Annotated in this window: 19 protein-coding genes; 7 read left to right on the plus strand and 12 right to left on the minus strand. The window is 36.5% G+C overall.

Annotation, left to right across the window (positions count from 1 at the left end; translation table 11 throughout):
* Nucleotides 1–33 precede the first annotated feature (33 nt).
* The 7 genes from DF185_RS19530 to DF185_RS19560 all read left to right on the plus strand — a co-directional run bounded on the left by DF185_RS19530 (nucleotide 34) and on the right by DF185_RS19560 (nucleotide 8,187).
* Nucleotides 34–816 (plus strand): DUF1295 domain-containing protein, encoded by a 783-nt coding sequence (locus DF185_RS19530; RefSeq protein WP_110362805.1) that lies wholly within the window; start codon nucleotides 34–36, stop codon nucleotides 814–816.
* 16 nt (nucleotides 817–832) lie between these two features.
* Complete coding sequence (locus DF185_RS19535) at nucleotides 833–1,420, plus strand: peroxiredoxin (RefSeq protein WP_207784707.1); 588 nt, start codon at nucleotides 833–835, stop codon at nucleotides 1,418–1,420.
* The gene (plsY, locus tag DF185_RS19540) at nucleotides 1,417–2,019 is read left to right on the plus strand and encodes a glycerol-3-phosphate 1-O-acyltransferase PlsY (RefSeq protein WP_110362807.1); all 603 of its coding nucleotides are present in this window, start codon (nucleotides 1,417–1,419) and stop codon (nucleotides 2,017–2,019) included. The genes DF185_RS19535 and plsY overlap by 4 nt, the downstream gene beginning before the upstream one ends.
* 276 nt (nucleotides 2,020–2,295) lie before the next feature.
* Nucleotides 2,296–2,772 (plus strand): hypothetical protein, encoded by a 477-nt coding sequence (locus DF185_RS19545; RefSeq protein WP_110362809.1) that lies wholly within the window; start codon nucleotides 2,296–2,298, stop codon nucleotides 2,770–2,772.
* 815 nt (nucleotides 2,773–3,587) lie between these two features.
* On the plus strand, nucleotides 3,588–6,512 hold the full coding sequence (locus DF185_RS19550; RefSeq protein WP_110362811.1) for a T9SS type A sorting domain-containing protein: 2,925 nt from the start codon (nucleotides 3,588–3,590) through the stop codon (nucleotides 6,510–6,512).
* 358 nt (nucleotides 6,513–6,870) lie between these two features.
* A complete protein-coding gene (locus tag DF185_RS19555; protein WP_133250097.1) occupies nucleotides 6,871–7,467 on the plus strand; it encodes a hypothetical protein in 597 nt (198 codons plus the stop codon).
* A gap of 93 nt (nucleotides 7,468–7,560) precedes the next feature.
* Nucleotides 7,561–8,187: a hypothetical protein gene (locus tag DF185_RS19560; RefSeq protein WP_110362815.1), complete on the plus strand. Its 627-nt coding sequence runs from the start codon at nucleotides 7,561–7,563 to the stop codon at nucleotides 8,185–8,187.
* Between the two features lie 96 nt (nucleotides 8,188–8,283).
* Here DF185_RS19560 and DF185_RS19565 read toward each other — a convergent pair whose 3' ends face one another.
* From DF185_RS19565 to kce, 12 genes are all read right to left on the minus strand, one after another.
* Nucleotides 8,284–9,276: an electron transfer flavoprotein subunit alpha/FixB family protein gene (locus DF185_RS19565; RefSeq protein WP_110362817.1), complete on the minus strand. Its 993-nt coding sequence runs from the start codon at nucleotides 9,274–9,276 to the stop codon at nucleotides 8,284–8,286.
* A 9-nt stretch (nucleotides 9,277–9,285) separates the two neighbouring features.
* The gene (locus DF185_RS19570) at nucleotides 9,286–10,071 is read right to left on the minus strand and encodes an electron transfer flavoprotein subunit beta/FixA family protein (RefSeq protein ID WP_110362819.1); all 786 of its coding nucleotides are present in this window, start codon (nucleotides 10,069–10,071) and stop codon (nucleotides 9,286–9,288) included.
* 32 nt (nucleotides 10,072–10,103) lie between these two features.
* Nucleotides 10,104–11,243, minus strand: a complete 1,140-nt coding sequence (locus DF185_RS19575) for an acyl-CoA dehydrogenase (RefSeq protein WP_110362821.1) — start codon at nucleotides 11,241–11,243, stop codon at nucleotides 10,104–10,106.
* A 122-nt stretch (nucleotides 11,244–11,365) separates the two neighbouring features.
* Nucleotides 11,366–12,571 (minus strand): acetyl-CoA C-acetyltransferase, encoded by a 1,206-nt coding sequence (locus tag DF185_RS19580; protein WP_110362823.1) that lies wholly within the window; start codon nucleotides 12,569–12,571, stop codon nucleotides 11,366–11,368.
* Nucleotides 12,572–12,575: 4 nt separating this feature from the next.
* Nucleotides 12,576–13,238 carry a 3-oxoacid CoA-transferase subunit B gene (locus DF185_RS19585; RefSeq protein WP_110362825.1) on the minus strand — a complete coding sequence of 221 codons (663 nt, stop codon included), beginning with the start codon at nucleotides 13,236–13,238 and terminating at the stop codon, nucleotides 12,576–12,578.
* A 33-nt stretch (nucleotides 13,239–13,271) separates the two neighbouring features.
* Nucleotides 13,272–14,060, minus strand: coding sequence for a lysine 5,6-aminomutase subunit beta (gene kamE, locus DF185_RS19590; RefSeq protein WP_110362827.1), 789 nt, complete (start codon nucleotides 14,058–14,060; stop codon nucleotides 13,272–13,274).
* A 66-nt stretch (nucleotides 14,061–14,126) separates the two neighbouring features.
* The gene (gene kamD, locus DF185_RS19595) at nucleotides 14,127–15,695 is read right to left on the minus strand and encodes a lysine 5,6-aminomutase subunit alpha (RefSeq protein ID WP_207784708.1); all 1,569 of its coding nucleotides are present in this window, start codon (nucleotides 15,693–15,695) and stop codon (nucleotides 14,127–14,129) included.
* Nucleotides 15,695–17,107, minus strand: coding sequence for a lysine 5,6-aminomutase reactivase ATPase KamC (gene kamC, locus DF185_RS19600; RefSeq protein WP_110362830.1), 1,413 nt, complete (start codon nucleotides 17,105–17,107; stop codon nucleotides 15,695–15,697). Before kamC ends, kamD begins: the two co-directional genes overlap by 1 nt.
* Nucleotides 17,094–18,122 (minus strand): lysine 5,6-aminomutase reactivase subunit KamB, encoded by a 1,029-nt coding sequence (gene kamB / locus DF185_RS19605; RefSeq protein WP_110362832.1) that lies wholly within the window; start codon nucleotides 18,120–18,122, stop codon nucleotides 17,094–17,096. Before kamB ends, kamC begins: the two co-directional genes overlap by 14 nt.
* A complete protein-coding gene (gene kamA, locus DF185_RS19610) occupies nucleotides 18,109–19,371 on the minus strand; it encodes a lysine 2,3-aminomutase (RefSeq protein WP_110362834.1) in 1,263 nt (420 codons plus the stop codon). The genes kamB and kamA overlap by 14 nt, the downstream gene beginning before the upstream one ends.
* Nucleotides 19,371–20,405: an L-erythro-3,5-diaminohexanoate dehydrogenase gene (kdd, locus tag DF185_RS19615; protein WP_110362836.1), complete on the minus strand. Its 1,035-nt coding sequence runs from the start codon at nucleotides 20,403–20,405 to the stop codon at nucleotides 19,371–19,373. The genes kamA and kdd overlap by 1 nt, the downstream gene beginning before the upstream one ends.
* A gap of 34 nt (nucleotides 20,406–20,439) precedes the next feature.
* Complete coding sequence (gene kce / locus DF185_RS19620) at nucleotides 20,440–21,264, minus strand: 3-keto-5-aminohexanoate cleavage enzyme (protein ID WP_110362838.1); 825 nt, start codon at nucleotides 21,262–21,264, stop codon at nucleotides 20,440–20,442.
* Nucleotides 21,265–21,269: the final 5 nt, after the last annotated feature.

The following is a 21,269-nucleotide window of genomic DNA, read 5'->3' on the forward strand; positions in this document are numbered from 1 at the left end:
TTGTTTTAAGATTGAACAATTAGATTAGAAATTATGAATTTATATCTCAATGCAAGCATCCTTATTATCGTTTTGGTAACACTGCTTTGGATGTACAGTGTTTACATTAAAAATGTCAGTATCGTAGATATTTTCTGGGGATTTGGATTTGTTATAATCGCAACTTACCTGTTTTTTACAGCCGATAGTTTATCGCTGCGCCAAATCATTTTATCTGCCCTGGTTGCCATTTGGGGCTTACGCCTCACCATCCATTTATTCATTCGAAATGTAGGCAAACCCGAAGATTTCAGATATCAAAAATTCAGGAAAGATTACGGCGCACACCGCTACTGGTGGTTCAGTTATTTCCAGGTTTTCCTTTTGCAGGGAGTATTAATGTTAATGATTGCCTCTCCTTTGTTTGGTGTATACCTAACAGAAGAAAATACTCCTTTAAATGTTTTTGATTTTGTAGCAATAGCACTCTGGATTGTCGGAATCAGTTTCGAAGCAGGTGGTGATTACCAGTTGACCAAATTTAGAAGCCAAAGAAAAAGCAAAGACGAAGTGCTTTCATCAGGATTTTGGAAGTATACCAGGCATCCAAATTATTTTGGAGATGCGGCTGTTTGGTGGAGCTATGCACTCTTTGCCATTGCCGCTCAACAATATTGGTTTGTTCTGGGTTCCCTGCTAATGACTTACCTCATCATTAAAATATCGGGTGTTGCCATGTTGGAAAGAACTTTAACTACAGACAAACCTGCTTACAAGGATTATGTGGAGAGAACCAATGCCTTTTTTCCATGGTTTCCTAAAAAGCAAGTACAATAAATCAAATGGGTTTATCATGATACAGAAAGCAACACATATCAAAATAAAGGATCATTCCAGCCAATTTCTTTGGCCCCTGTTCATAAAGACATTAATTTTAATAATCATACTTATTCTTCCAATATCAGCAATGGCAAACAAATCAAAAGAATTACAAATCGGTGATCAAATCCCAATCTTTCAACTTCAAAACCAAAATGGAGAACTCATCAACATCCAAGATTTTATCGGAAAACAGAATCTCGTGATTTATTTCTACCCAAAAGATGATACGCCAGGCTGTACGAAACAGGCTTGTAGTTTTCGTGATCAGTACGAAGACTTCAACCATCTAAATGCAGAAGTTTTTGGCATAAGCGGGCAATCGGTTAGCAGTCATAAAGAGTTTGCCGAAAAACACCGACTAAATTTCAACTTACTTTGTGATGTAAACAATACGGTACGCAAGCAATTTGGAGTACCTACCAACTTTTTTGGTCTTTTACCCGGAAGAGTTACCTATGTGGTTGACAGATCGGGGAAAATTGTTCATATCTTTAATTCACAATTTAGAGCAGAAGAGCACATTGAACAAGCCAAAAATATCTTAAAACAACTCGAATGACATTCTTTTGGGACTATGCACTAATTCTGATAGCTTATATGTTGGGATCTTTCCCTGCAGGATATGTCTATACCAAAATCTCAACCGGAAAAGACATTCGCAATTTCGGGAGTGGCAATATCGGTTCTACCAATGTAAAAAGAATTGCAGGCAGTAAAATTTCCATTTACACCCAAATTACCGATATGGCCAAGGGATTATTGCCTGTCTTATTTGTCCTTCTTATTCAAGAATACCAACTCCTCAGCATTTCCCAATTGCTGATTTACTTTGTTGCATTGGCAACAATACTCGGTCACAACTTTAGTTTTGCTCTAAAATTTAAGGGTGGAAAAGGTGTTAATACCACTTTGGGAGCTTCAGTCTTAATTGCTCCCATATCTGTTTTCATTTCTGTTGCAATTTATTTTATTGTGAAAAAGGGATTTAAGTTTGTTTCCCTAGGCTCAATGGCAATTGCCATTTGTCTTCCGCTGTCAGCCTACTTCCTGGGGCGCGATCAACATACAATCCTTTATTTATTGGCTTGCTCTCTATTCATATTTGTTAGACATACTGCAAACATCAAACGACTTTTTAAAGGAACTGAGCTGAGGTAGATAACATTTAATATTTTGCCTTGCTTCTATGCATAGCTTCTTTCTCGTTGTGAATAGTTCGCACAAATTATTGGTCATCTAAAAACAAAATATAAAAAAAGGACATTCCAATGTCTTCCTTTATTTATAATAACTACAACACAATAAATACCTATATTTCTTTAAGTTAATTCAATATTTTATTCCATAATATTTGTTTGTTTGAAAATTTATTTATTAACTTTAATTACGATTATAGACTGTAATCGAATTATTTACTTATTTAATTTTCATCCTATGAGTACAGAAAACAAGGTAAAAATTCAATTTACCGATGAGCAAAAGACTGCAATCAATGCAGCTTTAAAATCATTAAAAGACACCCTCAGTCCATTATTAACCAGTCTTACTCCCGACGAAAAAAAGTCAATGTTAATTTTGGGCGATAGATCTCTAAGTTTTGTAAACAAAAACCTGATGTTTTCAAAACAGAATCCAGAATTTCTGCCAAGCTATTTAGATCAGAATGAATGGAGTATTGATTTACAAGCTTGGAATGATCTAGCTCCAATAGGTTCACAAATCAAAGAGTTAGACAGTTTGATTAACGATACAATTGCTTTATGTGGAAATGAGGCTTATCGTCAAGCGCTTACTTACTACAACAATGTAAAACAAGCTGCTAAAGACAATGTACCTAGTGCAAAGCCAATTTACGAAGAACTAAAGCAACAGTATCCTAATCACAAAAAGAATAAGGAAGTTGCTGAATAAGTAACTTCTTTTTGTAGAGTGAATCTCCCTACAGGCCTTAGTCACACCTGCAAGGGAGATTTTTTTGTTTTATCACCTAAGTTCGTTAAAAGGGTACCTTTTTACCCCCAACAGGTACTTCCCGACCCCCAAAGGGTACCTTCCTACCCCCTAAGGGTAGCTCCAAAACATCTTCGAGGATGTTTTTTTGGTCCTTGAAGATGTTTTGAAGGTCCTGCAGGATGTCTGGGACATGCTCGAAGACCTAATTTTGGTCTCGAAGGATATAATTTACATCCTCCAGGATGTTTTTGAGATCCTTTAAGATGTAAATTTGGTACTCGAGGATCTGATTTTGGTACTTAAGGATGTTTTGAAATAAACCTACTCCCTTTCTCATTCCATCATTTGCATTTCGTTTTACTTTAATCAACAGATATGCATGTCAAAGTTAAACTCTAACATTTCTCATTATGATTTCCTATAAATCTAAGTAATAAAATTTCAATTCATCTTAAGAAAACACACATTGACACTTCACTCTACAATTTATCTTTATCATATACTAGTCTTTTTCTTCCAATAATCCATCTCACAACAACCCCACACACATCTTTATTTACTAGGACAAATAGCCTTTTAAGATTCACATCAAATCGATCTTAGTACTAAACAGTAATCTTAGATTATATTTTTCATTACATTTGTTTACTATTAATACAACACCTAACTATAATAAAATATTACACCATTAAACATACGAAACAATCGAATTTGTAACTTTTTAAGTTATACATTGAGACTTTGCAATAAACAAACTATTTAAATAAATCAATATGGTTAAAATCTTTACTCTTCTAATATTCTTATTTGCACCCTTTGCCATTCAGGCACAAAACATTAACATTCCCGATGCTAATTTTAAAAAGGCTTTAATTAATGATGCTCTTATTAATACGAATAATGATAATCATATTTCAATTTCTGAAGCAGAAGAGTACAATGGAGCATTATACTTAGGAGATAAATCAATTAGTGATCTTACTGGAATTGAACATTTCATAAATATCACAATGCTCCAATGCCAAAACAATAAAATTACTACTCTTGATCTTAGTAAAAACCTAAAGTTAGAAAGACTTTATTGTTATGATAATTTTATAAATAAAATTAGCTTTGCCGATAATTCAATTCTAGAATCTATTGATTGCTACAATAATAATCTCAAAACCTTAAACGTAAGCAATAATCACAAACTAAAACTATTACATTGCTATAACAATCAAATTCATAATCTAATTTTAACTGGATGCACTAATTTAACAGATTTAGATTGCAATCAGAACCTCCTTAATAAATTAAATGTTGACGAAAACTCAGAGTTGAATTATTTAGATTTCCAGTACAATTCAATTGAAAACATCAACTTAAGCAACAATCCCAATATTTTAACATTAAGCTGTTATAATAATAAAATCACTAATCTGGATATAAAAAATAATATAAATCTTAAAGAATTATATTGTTCCGATAATTTAATAACAAATTTAAATTTATCTAAAAACCATTTATTAACAATTCTTGACTGCTCAAACTGTCAAATATCAACAATAGATATTAGTCAAAACATTAATTTAAAAACAATAAGCATAACAGACACTGGATTAGATTCATTAAACTTAGAGAACAATACATCTTTGACTGAATTGAACTGCGCAAATAACAATTTATTGGAATTAGATGTAAGTCATATTAAAACACTTTCGAAATTAAATTGTTACAATAACAAATTAGGCAGATTAAAAATTTCCAGTGACAACAATATTAACACACTACATTGTAGCCAAAACAACTTTCCTTTTTCAGAATTACAAGCTATAAAAGAATTATTTCCTTTATTCAGTTATTATCCTAATGAGAAAATATTTTACCCATTAGAAGAAAATATTTCTTTCAGACTAGACTATTCCAAAGAATATGAAATAAATGGCAAACAAACAGTTTTCGAATGGTATGAAGTGATTCTTGGAAAAGTTAGTATTGAAAATGTAAAACAATTAGAACCTGGAATTTTTCAATTTCTAAAAGCAGGGACCTATTATTGCCTAATGACAAATAAAACTTTTCCCGACCTAATCCTCCAAACAAACAACATTAGAATTAAATCTGTAGAAAAAATTGTAAGCATTCCAGATAAAAATTTCAAGCAGATTCTAGTTAACAATTCTGAAATTAATACAAATAAAGATGCTGAAATATCTATAAACGAAGCAAAACAATATACTGGTGATATCTGGATAAGTGAAAGAGATATTGAAAATGTAGTTGGCATTGAGGAATTTCCTAACATAACCTCACTCACCTGTTCTTATAACCGGATAAGCAATCTTGACATCTCAAAAAATACCAAGTTAACAACCTTAAATTGTGGAGACAATCCTTTAAGTAAGATAGATCTATCCAAAAATACTCTACTTCAAGAATTGGAATGTTTCAATACTAATATTAAGGATTTAAACCTCAGCAATAATTCTAAATTGAAGTCTCTAAATTGCATGGGTGCCGAATTAACACAACTTAACGTATCAAAGAACACTGAATTAGAGAAGTTGTTCTGTGAAGAGAATGATATCGAAACTTTGATTGTTAGTAACAATACTAAATTAACGAGCTTACTTTGCGGAAATACAAAGATTAGCACTTTGGATTTATCCAAAAATGAACTTTTGGAGACATTATATTGCTATAATACCAAATTAGAAAAACTTGACATTAGCAATAATTTCAATTTAAAAAGATTAGATTGTTACAATAATAAAATTAGTCATTTGGATCTTAGTAAAAATACCTCTTTGAATATATTGTATTGTTCTAACAATTTATTGAATAAACTAGATATTAGCAAAAACACTAACTTATATGATTTAAAATGTAATAACAATTTGTTTCCATTTTCGGAGCTTAAAAAAGTCAAGGACTATTATACAAGTTTGAAATACACCTCTAATAAGTTAGTTTTTAAAGAACAAAACGAAAAGTATGGCTTTGAAATTGATTACTCAATAGAATCCGAATTTAATGGAACCAAAACATCATTCAAATGGTATAATCAAGAAAATAACGAAGTAAGTTCAGGTACTATCAAAGAAATTAGATCTGGGATATTTAAGTTCTTACAATCTGGGAGTTTTTATTGCAAGATGTTCAATGATTTTTTTAATTCCACCATTTTACAAACTTCAAGAATAAATATTACTAAGAAAGAACAAACTATAGAATTTTTAGCAACTCCTTCATCAGTTAAAGCAAACGACGAAATAGAATTACAAGCTACTGCAAGTTCTGGCCTTGAAGTTACATTTGAAATACTTTCGGGAGATGCAAACATTAATGGCAACAATATTACTTTTAACCAGACAGGAACTGTTGAAGTAAAAGCAATTCAGGCAGGAAATGACGAATACGAAGCTGCAGAAACTACAATAAGCTTTACAGTTGATATTGCCACGGGTATTGATGACATACGTACAGCTTCTGTTCAAATTTATCCGAATCCAGTTGTTAGAGAATTGAATATTAATTTTGAACAAAGAGGAAACCGTATGATTTATCTTTACGATTTAACTGGTCATATCAAGTTTCAAAAAGAATCCCATTCAAGTACTGAAAAAATCAATATTTCGAAATACAGTAAAGGCATTTATATTTTAAAAATTCAATCGGAAAACGAAACGATTACCCGAAAAATAGTAAAGCAATAGATAAGCAGTTTATTTCAAGTTTTAAAGGCCCTACTAGAAGTTCTAGCAGGGCCTTTCTACTACCAGCTAAGTGGCACAATATAAAGAAAAGGTATAGTCAATTTTGAAGATACTAGTTAGTAATCCCCCTGATACTTACTCAGAATTATCAATCTTGATGTTTATTTTTTTCTTATGATCATTTATTTTCCATTATTATTTTTATAATTCTTCTGCTTTACTAACTTTAGTATTCTAATTTTAAAGCCAATAATAAAATGATAATCTACAATTACATTTTCTTTCTTTCCGGATAAAATTTTCCTCAATTATCCTTTACAAACAAACTTAACACTAATTAATTTCTTAATATTAAACTATGCGCAAAGATCTCCTAAGCCTATTGGATGGCAAAACGAATCTCTGGAAGAGGTTAATGTTAGATTACCCAGCTAAACTTGAAAAGGAATTAACAGAAGAAGATGAAGAATTACAAGTATTTCTTTACTATAGCGTAATGGCTTTGGATACCTGCTTTGAGCCATCTGGAGAAGAAAAACTTTTCGATCTGGATGTCTATCAAATTGATCCTGTAGACTTAATGTTTTCATTTAGAGATATAGTTGAATCCTTAATGTGTTTTTATTTTTTCGAGCACGGTTATCATCCCTATTTGGTTAAAAGATATGTAGAGATCAGAAGTAAAATACACCCAGGAAATGGAGGTGAAAACTACATTAAAAGTATGTTTGAAAATGCTTCAACTATTGGCAGTATTACCAGAGATTGCTTTTTGAATCTTTCTGAATATTTTGACATTCCCCAAACAGATGAAAAAGTTATGCAATTGTTTTGCATTCTACAAACCTATTACGATCAAATAAAAAAGGGACTTAAAAAAAGTGACAAAAGTTCAACTAAAGGTCTTTATCTGATAAAGTATGCATATGATATGGACAACAATTCATCCTGTTAGATTACACCTGTCAAGGGTTGACTAATAAGCGATATGTAAATCAGTCACCCCTTGACTTGATTACTTAAATCAAACTGTAAAAACAAACAGATAATGAATTTCGAGAAAGACTACCTCTTCCATGTATACAACCAAGGTAACAATCACCAAAAAATCTTCTTCAATCGAGATAATTATCTTCTTTTTCTGAAGAAAATAAGAACTCACATCTCTCCTTTTGCAGACATTTTTGCATGGTGTTTAATGCCTAATCATTTTCATTTAATGATATCTGTTCGTAAACTAAACATCACGTCTCCTGAATTAAACAACGAAATAGCTTCATCCCTTCAACCCTCTAAAAAATATCGCACCTTAAACGATTCTATTGCAATTATGCTTCGGTCCTATACACGAGCCATAAATAAAGCTGAAAACCGAAGTGGTTCTTTATTTCGAATGACTACAAAAGCAAATTGTCTTGATAAAATTAATGACGTATCCACAGCATGGTTCATAAGCAATGGAATTACTCAAATTGATACATCTCCTAAAAATTATCCGAAGATCTGCTTCGATTACATACACCAAAATCCTGTTAAAGCAGGTATTGTAACGAAGAGCATCGATTGGGAGTTTTCTTCTGCAAGAGATTATGCTTCCCTTAGAAATGGAAAGTTAGTAGACAAGAGTAAGGCAAAAGAATTAGGATTGCTGGATTACCAGTCAAGGGGTGACTGATTTACATGATGCTTATCAGTCACCCCTTGACAAAAAAGACCTGCCAGAATGATTCTAAGCAGGTCTTTCAACTTTTAGTTAGTGGTTACCCCAAAATTACTTTTCCAATCGCTCGGTAAGCTTTTTAATGATTTGTTTAGCGTCCCCCACGATACCCAAATCTGCTACCTGGAAAATTGGTGCATCCTTATCTTTGTTCACTGCGATAATCAAATCTGATTCTTCCATACCAGCAACGTGCTGAATAGCTCCAGAAATACCAAATGCGAAATACAAGTCAGGACGAACAGTTTTACCTGTTTGACCTACCTGACGCTCGTGTCCGATATAACCAGCATCAACCATTGCACGAGAAGCTGAAACTTCTGCTTCCAATGTCTGAGCCAATCCGTCCATTGCTTTGAAACCTTCTTCATTACCAATACCACGACCACCCGAAACCAAAATTCTAGCTTCAGTAATGTCGATCAAATCCGTATCTTCTTTTACAGTTTCCAACAACTTCACTTTGAACTTGGCAGTGTTGAATTTCACTTCGTAGTTCACAACTTCACCAGTACGGTTTTCGTCAGCATCCATTGCGAACAATACTCCCGGACGAACAGTACCCATTTGTGGACGGTGATTCTTACATGCAATAGTTGCCATTAGGTTACCTCCGAAAGCAGGACGAGTCATCAACAACTCTCCTTTTTTACCAATTTCAATCTTAGTACAATCTGCTGTTAAACCAGTTGCTGCACGAGCTGAAACACGAGGACCTAAGTCACGACCCAAAGTCGTAGCACCGATCAACATCGATTCTGGTTTTCTGTCTTCAATAATCTGGCAAATTGCCTGTGTATATGGTTCTGTAGTATACTCTGCCAATTCAGGAGCATCCACAACAATTACCTCATCAGCACCACTTGCAATTAAGCTCTGCGCCTGATCAGCAATATTGTGTCCCAATAACATTGCATACACTTTGTCGTTCAACTCATCAGCTAATTTTCTAGCCTGTCCTAACAACTCTAAAGCTACATTCTGAATAACACCTTCACGTTGTTCAATGAAAACGTAAATCCCTTTGTAATCTTCTAAATTCATGGCTATATATTAGTTAAGAATGAATTTCTCTTTTAATTTCTTGATGATGATTCCTACTGCCTCATCAGTCTCTACCTCGTACAATTCACCTGCTGGTTTCAAACCACGTGCAAATGCTTTATGTACACTTGTTGGAGAACCTTTCAATCCAAGGTTTTTCTCATCAACTTCAATTTCGTTGAATCCCCAAACTTCCACTTCATTCTGGTAAGCATCAACAATACCTCCAACGCTCATGTAACGAGGGTTGTTAGCTGATGAAAGAACAGTTACAACACAAGGTGCTTCTACCTCTAACATTTGGTAACCTTCCTCGATATGACGCTTCATAGTGAAAGTTTTATCACCGTCAAATTTCAAATCTTCCAAGTATGATACCTGAGGTAAATCAAGGTGCTCAGCAATCTGAGGACCTACCTGAGCAGTATCACCGTCAATCGCCTGACGACCTGTGATCAAAAGATCAAAATCGATCTTTCTCAATGCACCAGCCAAAGCATGAGAAGTAGCCAAAGTATCCGCTCCGGCAAATTTTCTATCTGTTAAGTGGATCGCACGATCAACTCCCATAGCGTAAGCCTCACGAAGAATTAAATCAGCCTGAGGAGGTCCCATGGTAATTACTGTTACGTGAGCTCCATTTTCATCTTTCAATTGAAGTGCCATCTCCAAACCACTCTTATCATCCGGGTTCATGATACTTGGCACACCATCACGGATCAAAGTACCCGTTTTTGGATCTATTTTAATTTCGGTAGTATCCGGTACCTGCTTAATACAGACAACTATTTTCATTTCTTTTATTATTTACGTAATAATAGCCTTAATTACTTCAGCATATTCGCTGAAATCACCATTCTCTGAACTTCTGAAGTTCCTTCGTAGATCTCAGTGATCTTCGCATCACGCATCATACGTTCAACAGGATATTCTCTTGTATATCCATATCCACCATGAAGCTGAACTGCTTTATTGGTAACTTCCATTGCTGTTTCAGCAGCGTAAAGTTTACACATTGCAGCATCAACTGAATAAGGAACTTTCTGATCTTTCTTGTTGGCAGCTTTGCGAACCAACATACGAGAAGCTTCAGTTTTGGTGTTCATGTCTGCCAACTGGAACTGAGTGTTCTGGAAACCAGAAATCGGGCGACCAAACTGCTTTCTTTCCTTCACGTAACGAACAGTTTCATTGATCGCTCCTTGTGCAATACCTAATGCCTGTGCAGCGATACCAATACGACCACCATCCAAAGTTTTCATTGCAATACCGAATCCTTTGTTCAATTTTCCTAACATGTTCTCTTTTGGAAGAACTACGTTTTCGAAAATCAACTCACAAGTTGCAGATCCACGGATACCCATTTTCTTCTCTTTCTTACCAATTGAGAAACCTGGAGTTCCTTTTTCAATGATAAATGCAGTAATACCACGAGTACCTTTCGACTTGTCCGTCATTGCAAAAATCACATAAACATGAGCATATTCAGCATTGGTAATAAAGATTTTACTACCATTAATGATATAGTTATCACCGTCTTCAACAGCAGTAGTTTGCTGACCTGCAGCATCGGTACCTGCGTTAGGCTCTGTTAAACCAAAAGCACCAATCCACTCACCTGAAGCCAATTTTGGAAGGTATTTTTGTTTTTGTGCTTCTGTACCATTCTCCATAATAGGAGCAGCACACAATGAAGTATGAGCTGATACAATTACACCAGTAGTAGCACAAACAGCTGATAATTCTTCAACAGCCATAGAGTACATTACATTGTTACCACCAGCGCCACCATATTGCTTAGGAATTGGAATCCCCATAATTCCAATTTTTGCCATTTTCTCTACAGTTTCGATAGGAAAACGTTCCTGCTCATCCACCTCAGCAGCTAAAGGCTTTACCTCTCTCTCAGCAAAATCTTTAATCATTTGCTGAAACAACACTTGTTCTTTTGTTAAGCTAAAATCCATATTTTTTATTAGATGTTAGTAGGTTTAATGCAATTCACCCCTATTCTCACCTCAAAAATGCCCTAATTAAGGGCATTTGAGATAAGATATTTTTTTACTGCGTTTTACCTACTCAGTACTAATTACACGTTTTTCAAAATTAATGCGGTACCCATACCACCACCGATACAAAGTGAAGCCAAACCGTACTCTTTACCAGTACGCTTCATTTCGTGAATCAAACTTACAGTGATACGTGTTCCTGAAGCACCAATTGGGTGACCCAAAGCGATAGCACCACCGTTCACATTACATCTCTCTTTGAAGAAATCCATGTCAACTTTGTGATCTTCGCACAATTGTTTCACAACTCCTAATGATTGAGCAGCAAAAGCCTCGTTTAATTCAAGAACTTCCATTTGTTCAAGAGTCATATCAGCTTTCTTCAATACATTAGCAACAGCAGGAACTGGTCCCATACCCATAATTGCAGGATCTACACCACCTTGACCAGTAGCTACGATTTCCGCCAATGGAGTTAAACCATGCTCTTTAACTGCCTCTTCTGATGCAACCAATACAAAAGCAGCACCATCGTTAATACCCGATGCATTACCAGCAGTTACAGTACCATCTTTCTTAAATGCAGGACGCAAACCACCTAGCTTTTCTTCATTGGTTCTTCTGTTGATGAATTCATCAGCGTCAAATACAATAGTTTCTCTGCGAGATTTGATCTCAACAGGAACAATTTCATTCTTGAAGTTACCATTGTCTTGAGCCGCAGCAGCCTTTTGCTGAGAAGCAAAAGCAAAAGCATCTTGCTCTTCGCGAGTCAAGTTATATTTATCTGCAATATTTTCTGCTGTAATACCCATGTGATATCCTTCGAAAGCATCAGTTAAACCATCAAATACCATGTGGTCAACCGCTTTCAAATCCATCATTTTGTGTCCGCCACGAACTTGTCCAGGCATCACAAAACCAGAACCAGACATAGATTCTGTACCCCCGGCAAGAATCATGTTTGCTTCACCTGCCTTAATGTTTGCATAAGCCAAGTTGATGGTTTTCATACCAGAACCACAAATCATGTTGATTCCGTAAGCAGGAATTTCTTGAGGAATACCAGCTTTAATAGAAGCCTGACGAGCAATTCCCTGACCTTGACCAGCCATAAGGATGTTACCTACCACAACTTCATCTAAGTTTGCTGGATCAATTTTAGTTTCCTCAACAATATTTTTAATTACTGTAGCAGCTAAATCAGCAGCTTTTACAGGAGTTAATGTTCCTAAAAATTTTCCTATTGCAGTACGTTTTGCTGCAACAATATATACTTTGCTCATATCTTTAGTTTTTACGCATTTCAATTAAATCTTCAGCAATAATCAATTTTGCATCAGTAGCTTCCTGAATTTGCTCCAATGTAAATAAAGGGTTGTACTCCTTAAGTACGATACCTTCAGGTACAACTTCCATTACTCCCATTTCAGTAATAATCATATTAACCTGACCGGCAGCTGTTAATGGAAGATTACACTCTTTCAAGATTTTGTGTCTTCCCTTAGCCGTGTGTTCCATTGCAAGAATTACACGTTTAGCACCCACAATTAGGTCCATAGCACCACCCATTCCAGGTGTTAATCTTCCAGGAATGATCCAGTTTGCAAGATTACCTTGCTCATCAACCTGAAGAGCTCCCAAAATTGTTACATCAACATGACCACCTCTAATGATTCCAAAAGAAACAGAGCTATCGAAGCTACTAGCTCCTTCTTTGCAAGTAATGTATCCACCACCAGCATTTACAAAATCAGGATCTTCTTCTCCCTCAGCAGGAGCAGCACCCATACCAAGCATTCCGTTTTCCGATTGTAAAGTCACGTTAACATCTGCCGAAACATAGTTAGGGATTATTGTAGGCAAACCAATTCCCAGATTTACCACATCACCGTCGTTTAATTCGAGAGCAGCTCTTTTAGCAATTACCTCTCTGATTTCTTTTTTATCCATGTTTTATTAGTTATTGGTCAGTTTGACGATATACTATCCATTCAATCTTCTGCTTAATTCCTGAGCAGCATAAGATGCTACATCATCAGCATACTTGTTCATTCCGAAACCTGCATCGTAACCAAGTTCTTTTGCAAGTTCGTGTGAAATACGTGGGCCTCCGCAAATCAAGATTACTTTTTCACGCAATCCTTCTGCTTCTAAAAGCTCCACAAGTTCAGTTAAGTTTTTGATATGAACATCCTTTTGAGTAACTGTTTGCGATACCAAAAGAACATCTGCTTCCATCTCGATTGCTTTGGCGATGAACTCTTCGTTTGGCACCTGGCTACCCATATTTAAGGCTTCCATCATGTCATATCTTTCCAAGCCATAATGACCTGCAAAACCTTTCATATTCATAATTGCGTCGATTCCTACTGTGTGTGCATCAGTACCAGTACTTGCACCAACCACTCGAATCGGACGTCCAATGTTTTCTTTAACAAACTCATCAGTTTCATGCATATCCATAGTAGTCGATTCTACTTTAGGAACATGAATACTTGTGTAATCAACAGTGTGAGTACAGTTACCGTAGCAATTGAAGAAAGTAAATCCTTCCATCAACTCCTGAACCATTACCACCTGAGGATTTTCAAAACCCATTTTACGCATCATTTGCTTGGCAGCTTCAATAGCTTCTTCGCCCTTTGCAACAGGAAGCGTAAAACTAACCTGAGTTTTACCATCATTCATGGTATCGCCGTATGGCTTGATCTTGCTTAGATCTAACGTTTTATCAAAATCGTTGGAATCAGTTGAATAAAGACCTCCACTCATTTTTTTGTCTCCTTTATTTAAGAAGTATCAAATTAGATGTTCGATACTTTGTACTTTCTAATTAATTTATTTCTTATGCAAAATCTCGATAAACGGATTGAAGTAGTTGCTTCCTTTTTCCACAACACCATCTAAACCTTTACCACCATCTAAAGGACGCTTGATGTCAGCGAAAATTCCTTTTTCAAGAGCGGTAAACAATCCTTCTTTCTCAATCTTTTCAACCAATTCAGTTGCATCATCAAGAACCTTGGCAGCTCTCTGACGGATGATACCACCTTCTTTGAATTCCATTTCATCGCCAATGCTCTTCATGTTGCTGAAGATGTACTTGGCATTTTCAATAGAAAGGTATCTGTCAGACATGAAAGGAGTGTGAATTGCTTCGGTTAGCATACCAAGCAATTGAATTCCTTGTCCTGTCCAAATTGAAATCTGGTTGAACAATGCATCCTGAACATTTCCTTTGAAAATGTTACCAGTCATAAATTTCGTTGGAGGCATATATTTTAGAGGAGCTTTCGGGAAGATCTCTCTAATCATTTGTGCTTGCGCAAGCTCATAAAGGAAACCATTCTCCAAATCAGGAGTCATTTCGAATGCGTGCCCAAGTCCCATTTGTTCTTCAGGTAAACCTGCTACCAACGCCAACTGCTCATTGATAAAGTCAGAAGCCAATACAGTGTGAGCCTCATCAAAAGCATCTGCAGTAGTCAGGTAGTTATCTTCACCAGTGTTAATGATTACACCAGCAAAACCATTTAATAATCTTGAGAAGTACTGGTCAACAATTGTACGCTGCATGTTGATATCGCGGAAAAGGATTCCGTACAATGCATCGTTCAACATTACATCCAAACCTTCCAAAGCACCCATTGCTGCAATTTCAGGCATACACAATCCAGAACAGTAGTTACACAAACGGATGTATTTGCCTTCTTCCTCACCTACCTTATCAAGCGCTGCACGCATGATACGGAAGTTTTCCTGAGTAGCAACAGTACCACCGAAACCTTCAGTAGTCGCACCGTAAGGAACGTAGTCAAGTAATGACTGACCAGTTGTACGGATTACAGCGATAATATCAGCTCCCTGGCGTGCTGCAGCTTCAGCCTGAATAACATCTTCGTAAATGTTACCGGTAGCTACAATTACATACAAGTAAGGTTTTGGACCTTCACCAATTGTATTAAGGTAGTTATCTCTCTTCGCTTTACGTTCTCTAATTTTTGTGATATTCTCATCAACAAATGGCTGAATCGCATTCTTAATATCTTCAGCAGGACGAACCGGAAGAGTAGTGATATCCAATTCTCCCTCAGCAATCTTTTCAGCAATTTGCTGTGGATTCAAGCCTGTTTCAAGAACAGCATTACCAATGAAGAACATTACCCCTTCACTTAATACTCCTTTATCCTTGATAGAATCAACCACCACGTTTGGAAGTGGCACCTCGTTGTTATCAACTCCGTCGATTCCTAACAAACGACACAAAGTACGCTCAACAGCAACGGTTGAGTAGTTGTCTACGAATTTCTGAACATCGTCTGCAATTCGCTTAGACACCTCTTTGGCGTGTCCAACTTTTTCAAAGTCAAGACCTAGTTTACTCCTTTGCATATTCAATTTATCCATTATAAAATTTCTTCCTTGCTAGCCTTCTTATTCAATTGGTTCTGCGCTCCTTCAACAATCTCTTTGCTAATTCCAAGTAAAGAGGCAATTCGTAGTGCTTCGTGAGGAACTTCCCCTGTGTTGTCCTCCACCAATGAATAATCCATGTAACTGTTTATATTCTTTTGGGTAATGATTTTATCACCCAAATCCTTATCCAGACCTTTCACCCGTAGTTTTCTGAAATAAGAATTTAATCCACTGTAGTGAGTGGTAATCACACTTCTAATATTGTTCTGATAGAAGATATCAGCAACGGCATTCACTATTGCCAGCCCTTCTACCGGATTTGTTGTTCTTGCCAGTTCATCAACTAGAATCAACACATTACTGTGCTTTTTCGATTCCTCAACCATTTTGCTCACGTTCATCATTTCTGATGCAAAAGATGATAAGCCACTCAGTTCTGATTGCTCATCGCCTACCGAAAGTAGTACCTGGTCTACCAAACTAATTTGCGCTGATGTGGCAGGAACATGAAATCCAAATTGACACAGATACTGGCAAAGAGCCAATGTTTTTAACACGACTGTTTTGCCTGCCATATTCGCACCTGTAATCAAGCAAACAGATTTCTGCAACTCAATGTCAATTGCCTGATATTGCTTGTTCTGTTTTTCAAGTTCATGCTTAACCATTGGGTGAAACATCCCAATGTAGCTTGTACTTTCTTTTACCAATTCCGGTCTGTTAAAATTCAGTTGAATTGCCTGCATTGCCTTTGCAATCAACAAGTCCAAATGAGCAAGTTTTCTGATGGCAATCTCCAAATCGCTTGCAAAGCTTCGAATCTTGGTACAAATTTCTTCACGAACTTTCGACTCAATTTCCTGAGCTTTGCAGAACAAATCTTCCAACTTAATTTCTGAATCTCCGTTCGTTGATTTGGCAATTCTCAATTCTTTTCTTGCTTCTGCCAGTTCCAATGAATAATCATCGTAGATGTAGAAAGAAGGGATTCCGGTATTTTGCGGGTCAAGAATTTCGATCAAACCACTAAGGTTCGGCAATTCAATCACCACCTGTTTTAACTCCTTTTGCAGGTTTAAAACAGCATGACAATTCATTGCAAAAGATTTGATTTCAAACAACTCAACATCATCCAAAACCAGGTTGCTCTTTAAATTGTCAACACTACCGCGAATTTCTCTCAGGTGAGATAGTTTGGACTGAATATCTGAAATTACCTTTTGATCGGCTTTTACAGCTTGTGTGATTTGATCAAGCAAGCCATACTCAATATTCAGTTCAGCTTCGGAACAGAACATATCAGTATCCATGAGAAATCTTTTTCCCATTGGTGATTTCAAATCCAACTCTTCAGCCAGATATTGTAATCCTTTTATTTCTGATATTGCTTTACGAAACTGCATTTGCTCCAACTATTTTCTTTACATCGTAAACCGGCACTTGTAGTTTTGTTTCCAAAGCCAGCTTTAATTCATCTGAATTTAAATTGTAACCATCAGGCGAAACCGGATTAATGGTAATCGCCAGCAAATTGGTTTTATCTAACACCTGAATTCTACCACCTCTTTTTACAAAAGCATAGTAGGTTTCAGGATTTGCAAAGACTCTTGTAAAGTCCCTGGTAATTAATCTGATTTTATCTACCTGCTTTTGATTCTTCAGGAAATCAAGAAACTGATCGGTAATTGCTCCACTCACAAAAAAATCGGTGCCATGCTGAAACAGTTGGTCCTTTTTGTTTTTGATCATCAATACAGATGAAATGCCAGTATCCTTAATTTCTCCTGATTCATCCAATGCCCAAATTCCATTTTCAATTCCTCTAAATTTTGGTTTCAATTCAGGATTGATCTCAGCCAACTGAATTAAATCATACACATATTGTGTTTTGAAAACCAATTGAGGAATGTTTGCCGACAAAGCTGCTCCTGTAGCCAAAATCATGGCTTCGGTAACCGCAGGTGAACCTAAACTTTTACGAGATAGCGCACCATCTACAATGGTAAGGTCAACACCCTTTTCTTTTAAATCAGCAATCAACCTGATAATTTCTGCATTGTTAGCAGGTCCCGATAACATCACTTTTCCTGAATGAATTGCCTTAGCAGTTACCAATCTTCCTAAACTAGTGGTCTGATTCGAAACATCAATAACTTCTGCAAACAATCTGCGCTTGGCGTAATGAATTTCAGATGTTACGAACATCATTCCTTCACTCAATTCAATTTCAGGTTTATGTGTTTGTGTGACTTGATCACGATTTTCACCGTCGATACCAATGGAAGTCAGGGCAATTTGTTTATGGCTGTCCCTTAATCGGGACAGCACATAATTCAAACACTCGGTTTTCCCGGTATTCTTTTCAAGTCCAACAATTGAAAGACTTTTATATTTTTCTATGTCCTTAAGAAAGGGCATCTTCTTTTTTATTTCTTTCTTTTCTTGCTAAATGATCTGGCTCAATTGCCAATTTCTCACCATGTAACAATGAAGCAACACCTTCGCGGTGATCATCCATTGCACATTCCGGACAAGTACATTTGTCTTCGTAATGAGTAGGCTCAGTATAAGTTGTGATTACCCCTTCGAAGTTTCTCAACACCACTTTACCTGGGCTTTGTGAAACAACATACTGAGGCATTACCGGAGTTTTACCTCCACCACCTGGAGCATCAACAACGAAAGTTGGCACAGCAAAACCAGAAGTATGACCACGAAGGTTCTCGATAATCTCGATACCTTTCGATACTGGTGTTCTGAAGTGCTCTAATCCCATAGAAAGGTCACACTGATAGATGTAATATGGACGAATTCTGTTCTTTACCAAGTTATGCATCAACTTCTTCATAACGTGAACACAATCGTTAATCCCTTTCAACAATACTGATTGGTTACCCAATGGTACACCAGCATTAGCCAAACGTGCAACTGCTTCTTCCGCTTCAGGAGTAATTTCGTCTGAGTGGTTAAAGTGAGTGTTCAACCAAACTGGATGATACTTCTTCAACATATTAACCAAACCATCAGTAATACGCTGTGGCAATACAACAGGTGTACGGCTACCAATACGGATAATTTCAACATGAGGAATATCTCTCAAACGGCTAATGATGTATTCTAACTTATCATCGCTGATCAATAAAGCATCACCACCAGAAAGAACAACATCACGAACTTGTGGAGTATTTGCAATGTATTCAATTGCTTTCTCGATATTATCTTGTGGAGTTGAAGCATCTGACTGACCTGCAAAACGACGACGAGTACAGTGACGACAATACATCGAACACATATCAGTAATCAAGAACAATACACGATCCGGATAACGGTGAGTCAATCCTGGAACTGGTGAGTCCTCATCCTCATGCAATGGATCCAATAGATCAGCATCTGCCTTATGAACCTCTGCTGCAGTAGGAATCGCTTGCTTACGAACAGGACAATTTGGATTTTCAGGATCAATCAAAGTCAAGTAGTATGGTGTAATTGCCATACGCAAAGTTGCCAATGATTTTTTAACTCCTTCTTCTTCTTCCTCTGTAAGATGAACGTATTTCTTTAGTTGTTCTAAAGTTTCAATACGGTTTCTCACCTGCCATTTCCAATCGTTCCACTGAATGTCAGTTACCTCTGGAAATAATTCTTTTCTTCTACTGTTGTTAGCCATTACACGTATAATTTTTCGAACAACTCTCTAATTCCTTCTGATTTTCTAATAATATCTAAAGTTAGGTCGGCATGCCCAATTGCATATCCATTACCTACAATCATGTCAACATCCTTACCAACACCTTCAGCTCCTAAAGCAGCCTTAGTAAATGATGTAGCCATTGAGAAGAAGTAAACGCAGCCTCTGTCTTTAGTTATCAAGATTGAAGACATCTCAGTTGAAGCAACATTCACGTTGTTAATTACAACATCACATCCTTCTTCACCTGCAATTTCAGTAACTCTTGTGTAAACATCCATCACATCAGTTGCATCACCAACAAGTACTTCGTGAGCCAATCCAAGATCTTTAATACGCTGTGCATTCTCTTCAGAATATTCTACAACGATTACTTTTCCTTTAGGACCAACTTTTTCCATAGCCTGGTAGCAGCAAAGCACACCCGATTTACCACCTCCACCGATGATACAAACAGTGTCGCCTTCTTTTACCAAACGATCAACCTGAGCAGGAGCACCAGCAACATCTAAAGCTGCTAAAGCTAATTTTTCAGGAACATCAGTTGGAAGAACTGCATACAAACCACTCTCGAATAAAATTGCTTCTGCATCAACATCAACTTGATCGTTAGAAACATTTATATTCTTGATTTTATTAATTTTTAAAGGAGTTAATGATAGAGAAACCAATGTTGCAATCTTATCACCAACCTTTAAATCCTGATTTGGGAAATTAGGGCCAACTTCTTTGATGGTTCCAATCAACATTCCACCCGAACCGGTAACCGGATTTTGCATTTTACCTCTCTCGCCAACAATTGAAAGAATCATTTCTTCCATTTTAGCGGTATCAGCATCGCAAGCACCTTTGATCTGAGTAAAACTTGCAGAATCGATATTCAAAGTCTGAACATCAATCAACAATTCATTGTCGTAAATCGACATTGTGTTATCCAACTTTTGAGCTGGCTGTGGAAGAGTACCTTTTGGTTCAAGTACTCTATGAGTTCCGTATTTATTTCCTTTGTTCATTTTCTATATTAGTATCAAGTACAAAGACTGTCCTCTATTTTTGTTTTAATCCTAAAATTTCTCTTGCCTCAGCTGGAGTAGCAATTTCGCGACCTAATTCCTTAGCCAAACGAACCACTTTCTCAACCAATTGACCATTTGATTCTGCAACTTGACCTTTTGCAATCATTGTGTTGTCTTCAAATCCTACACGAACGTGACCTCCATCAATAATAGCAGCAACTGCTAATGGGAATTCAAAACGTCCAATACCAGCTACAGTATATGTGGCATCCGCAGGAATACTTTCACGCAAGAAAACAAAATCACGAAGTGTTCCCGAAATACCTCCATTTACACCCATTACAAAATCGAAGTGCATTGGCGATTGGATGTATCCCTTCTTGTGAAGACGAAGTGCCATGTCAATCATTGATTTGTCAAACACTTCCAACTCAGGCTTAATGCCTCTTTCGATCATCTTTTCACCAAAGTATTTGATGGTATTTTCAGTATTCTCGAAAATCTCATCTCCTCCAAAGTTCAAAGTACCGCAATCGAGAGTTGCCATTTCTGGATTCAACTCTGTTGGCTGCAATCTTTCATCGTTGCTCATTCCAACAGCTCCACCAGTCGATGGCTGAATGATTACATCTGGATATTTTGCATGAATCGCATCCATAACCGCTTTAAAACGATCTTTATTTTGAGTAGGAGTACCATCATCTTCACGAACATGAAGGTGAATTATACTTGCACCAGCTTCGAAAGCTAAACCTGCTTCACGAACACATTCTTCTACAGTGTAAGGTACATTTGGATTATGCTCTTTAGTTACTTCGGCGCCGCAAATAGCAGCTGTGATGATCAATTTTTCCATGGCAG

Source organism: Marinifilum breve (assembly GCF_003202155.1).
In the GTDB taxonomy this organism is placed as follows: domain Bacteria; phylum Bacteroidota; class Bacteroidia; order Bacteroidales; family Marinifilaceae; genus Marinifilum; species Marinifilum breve.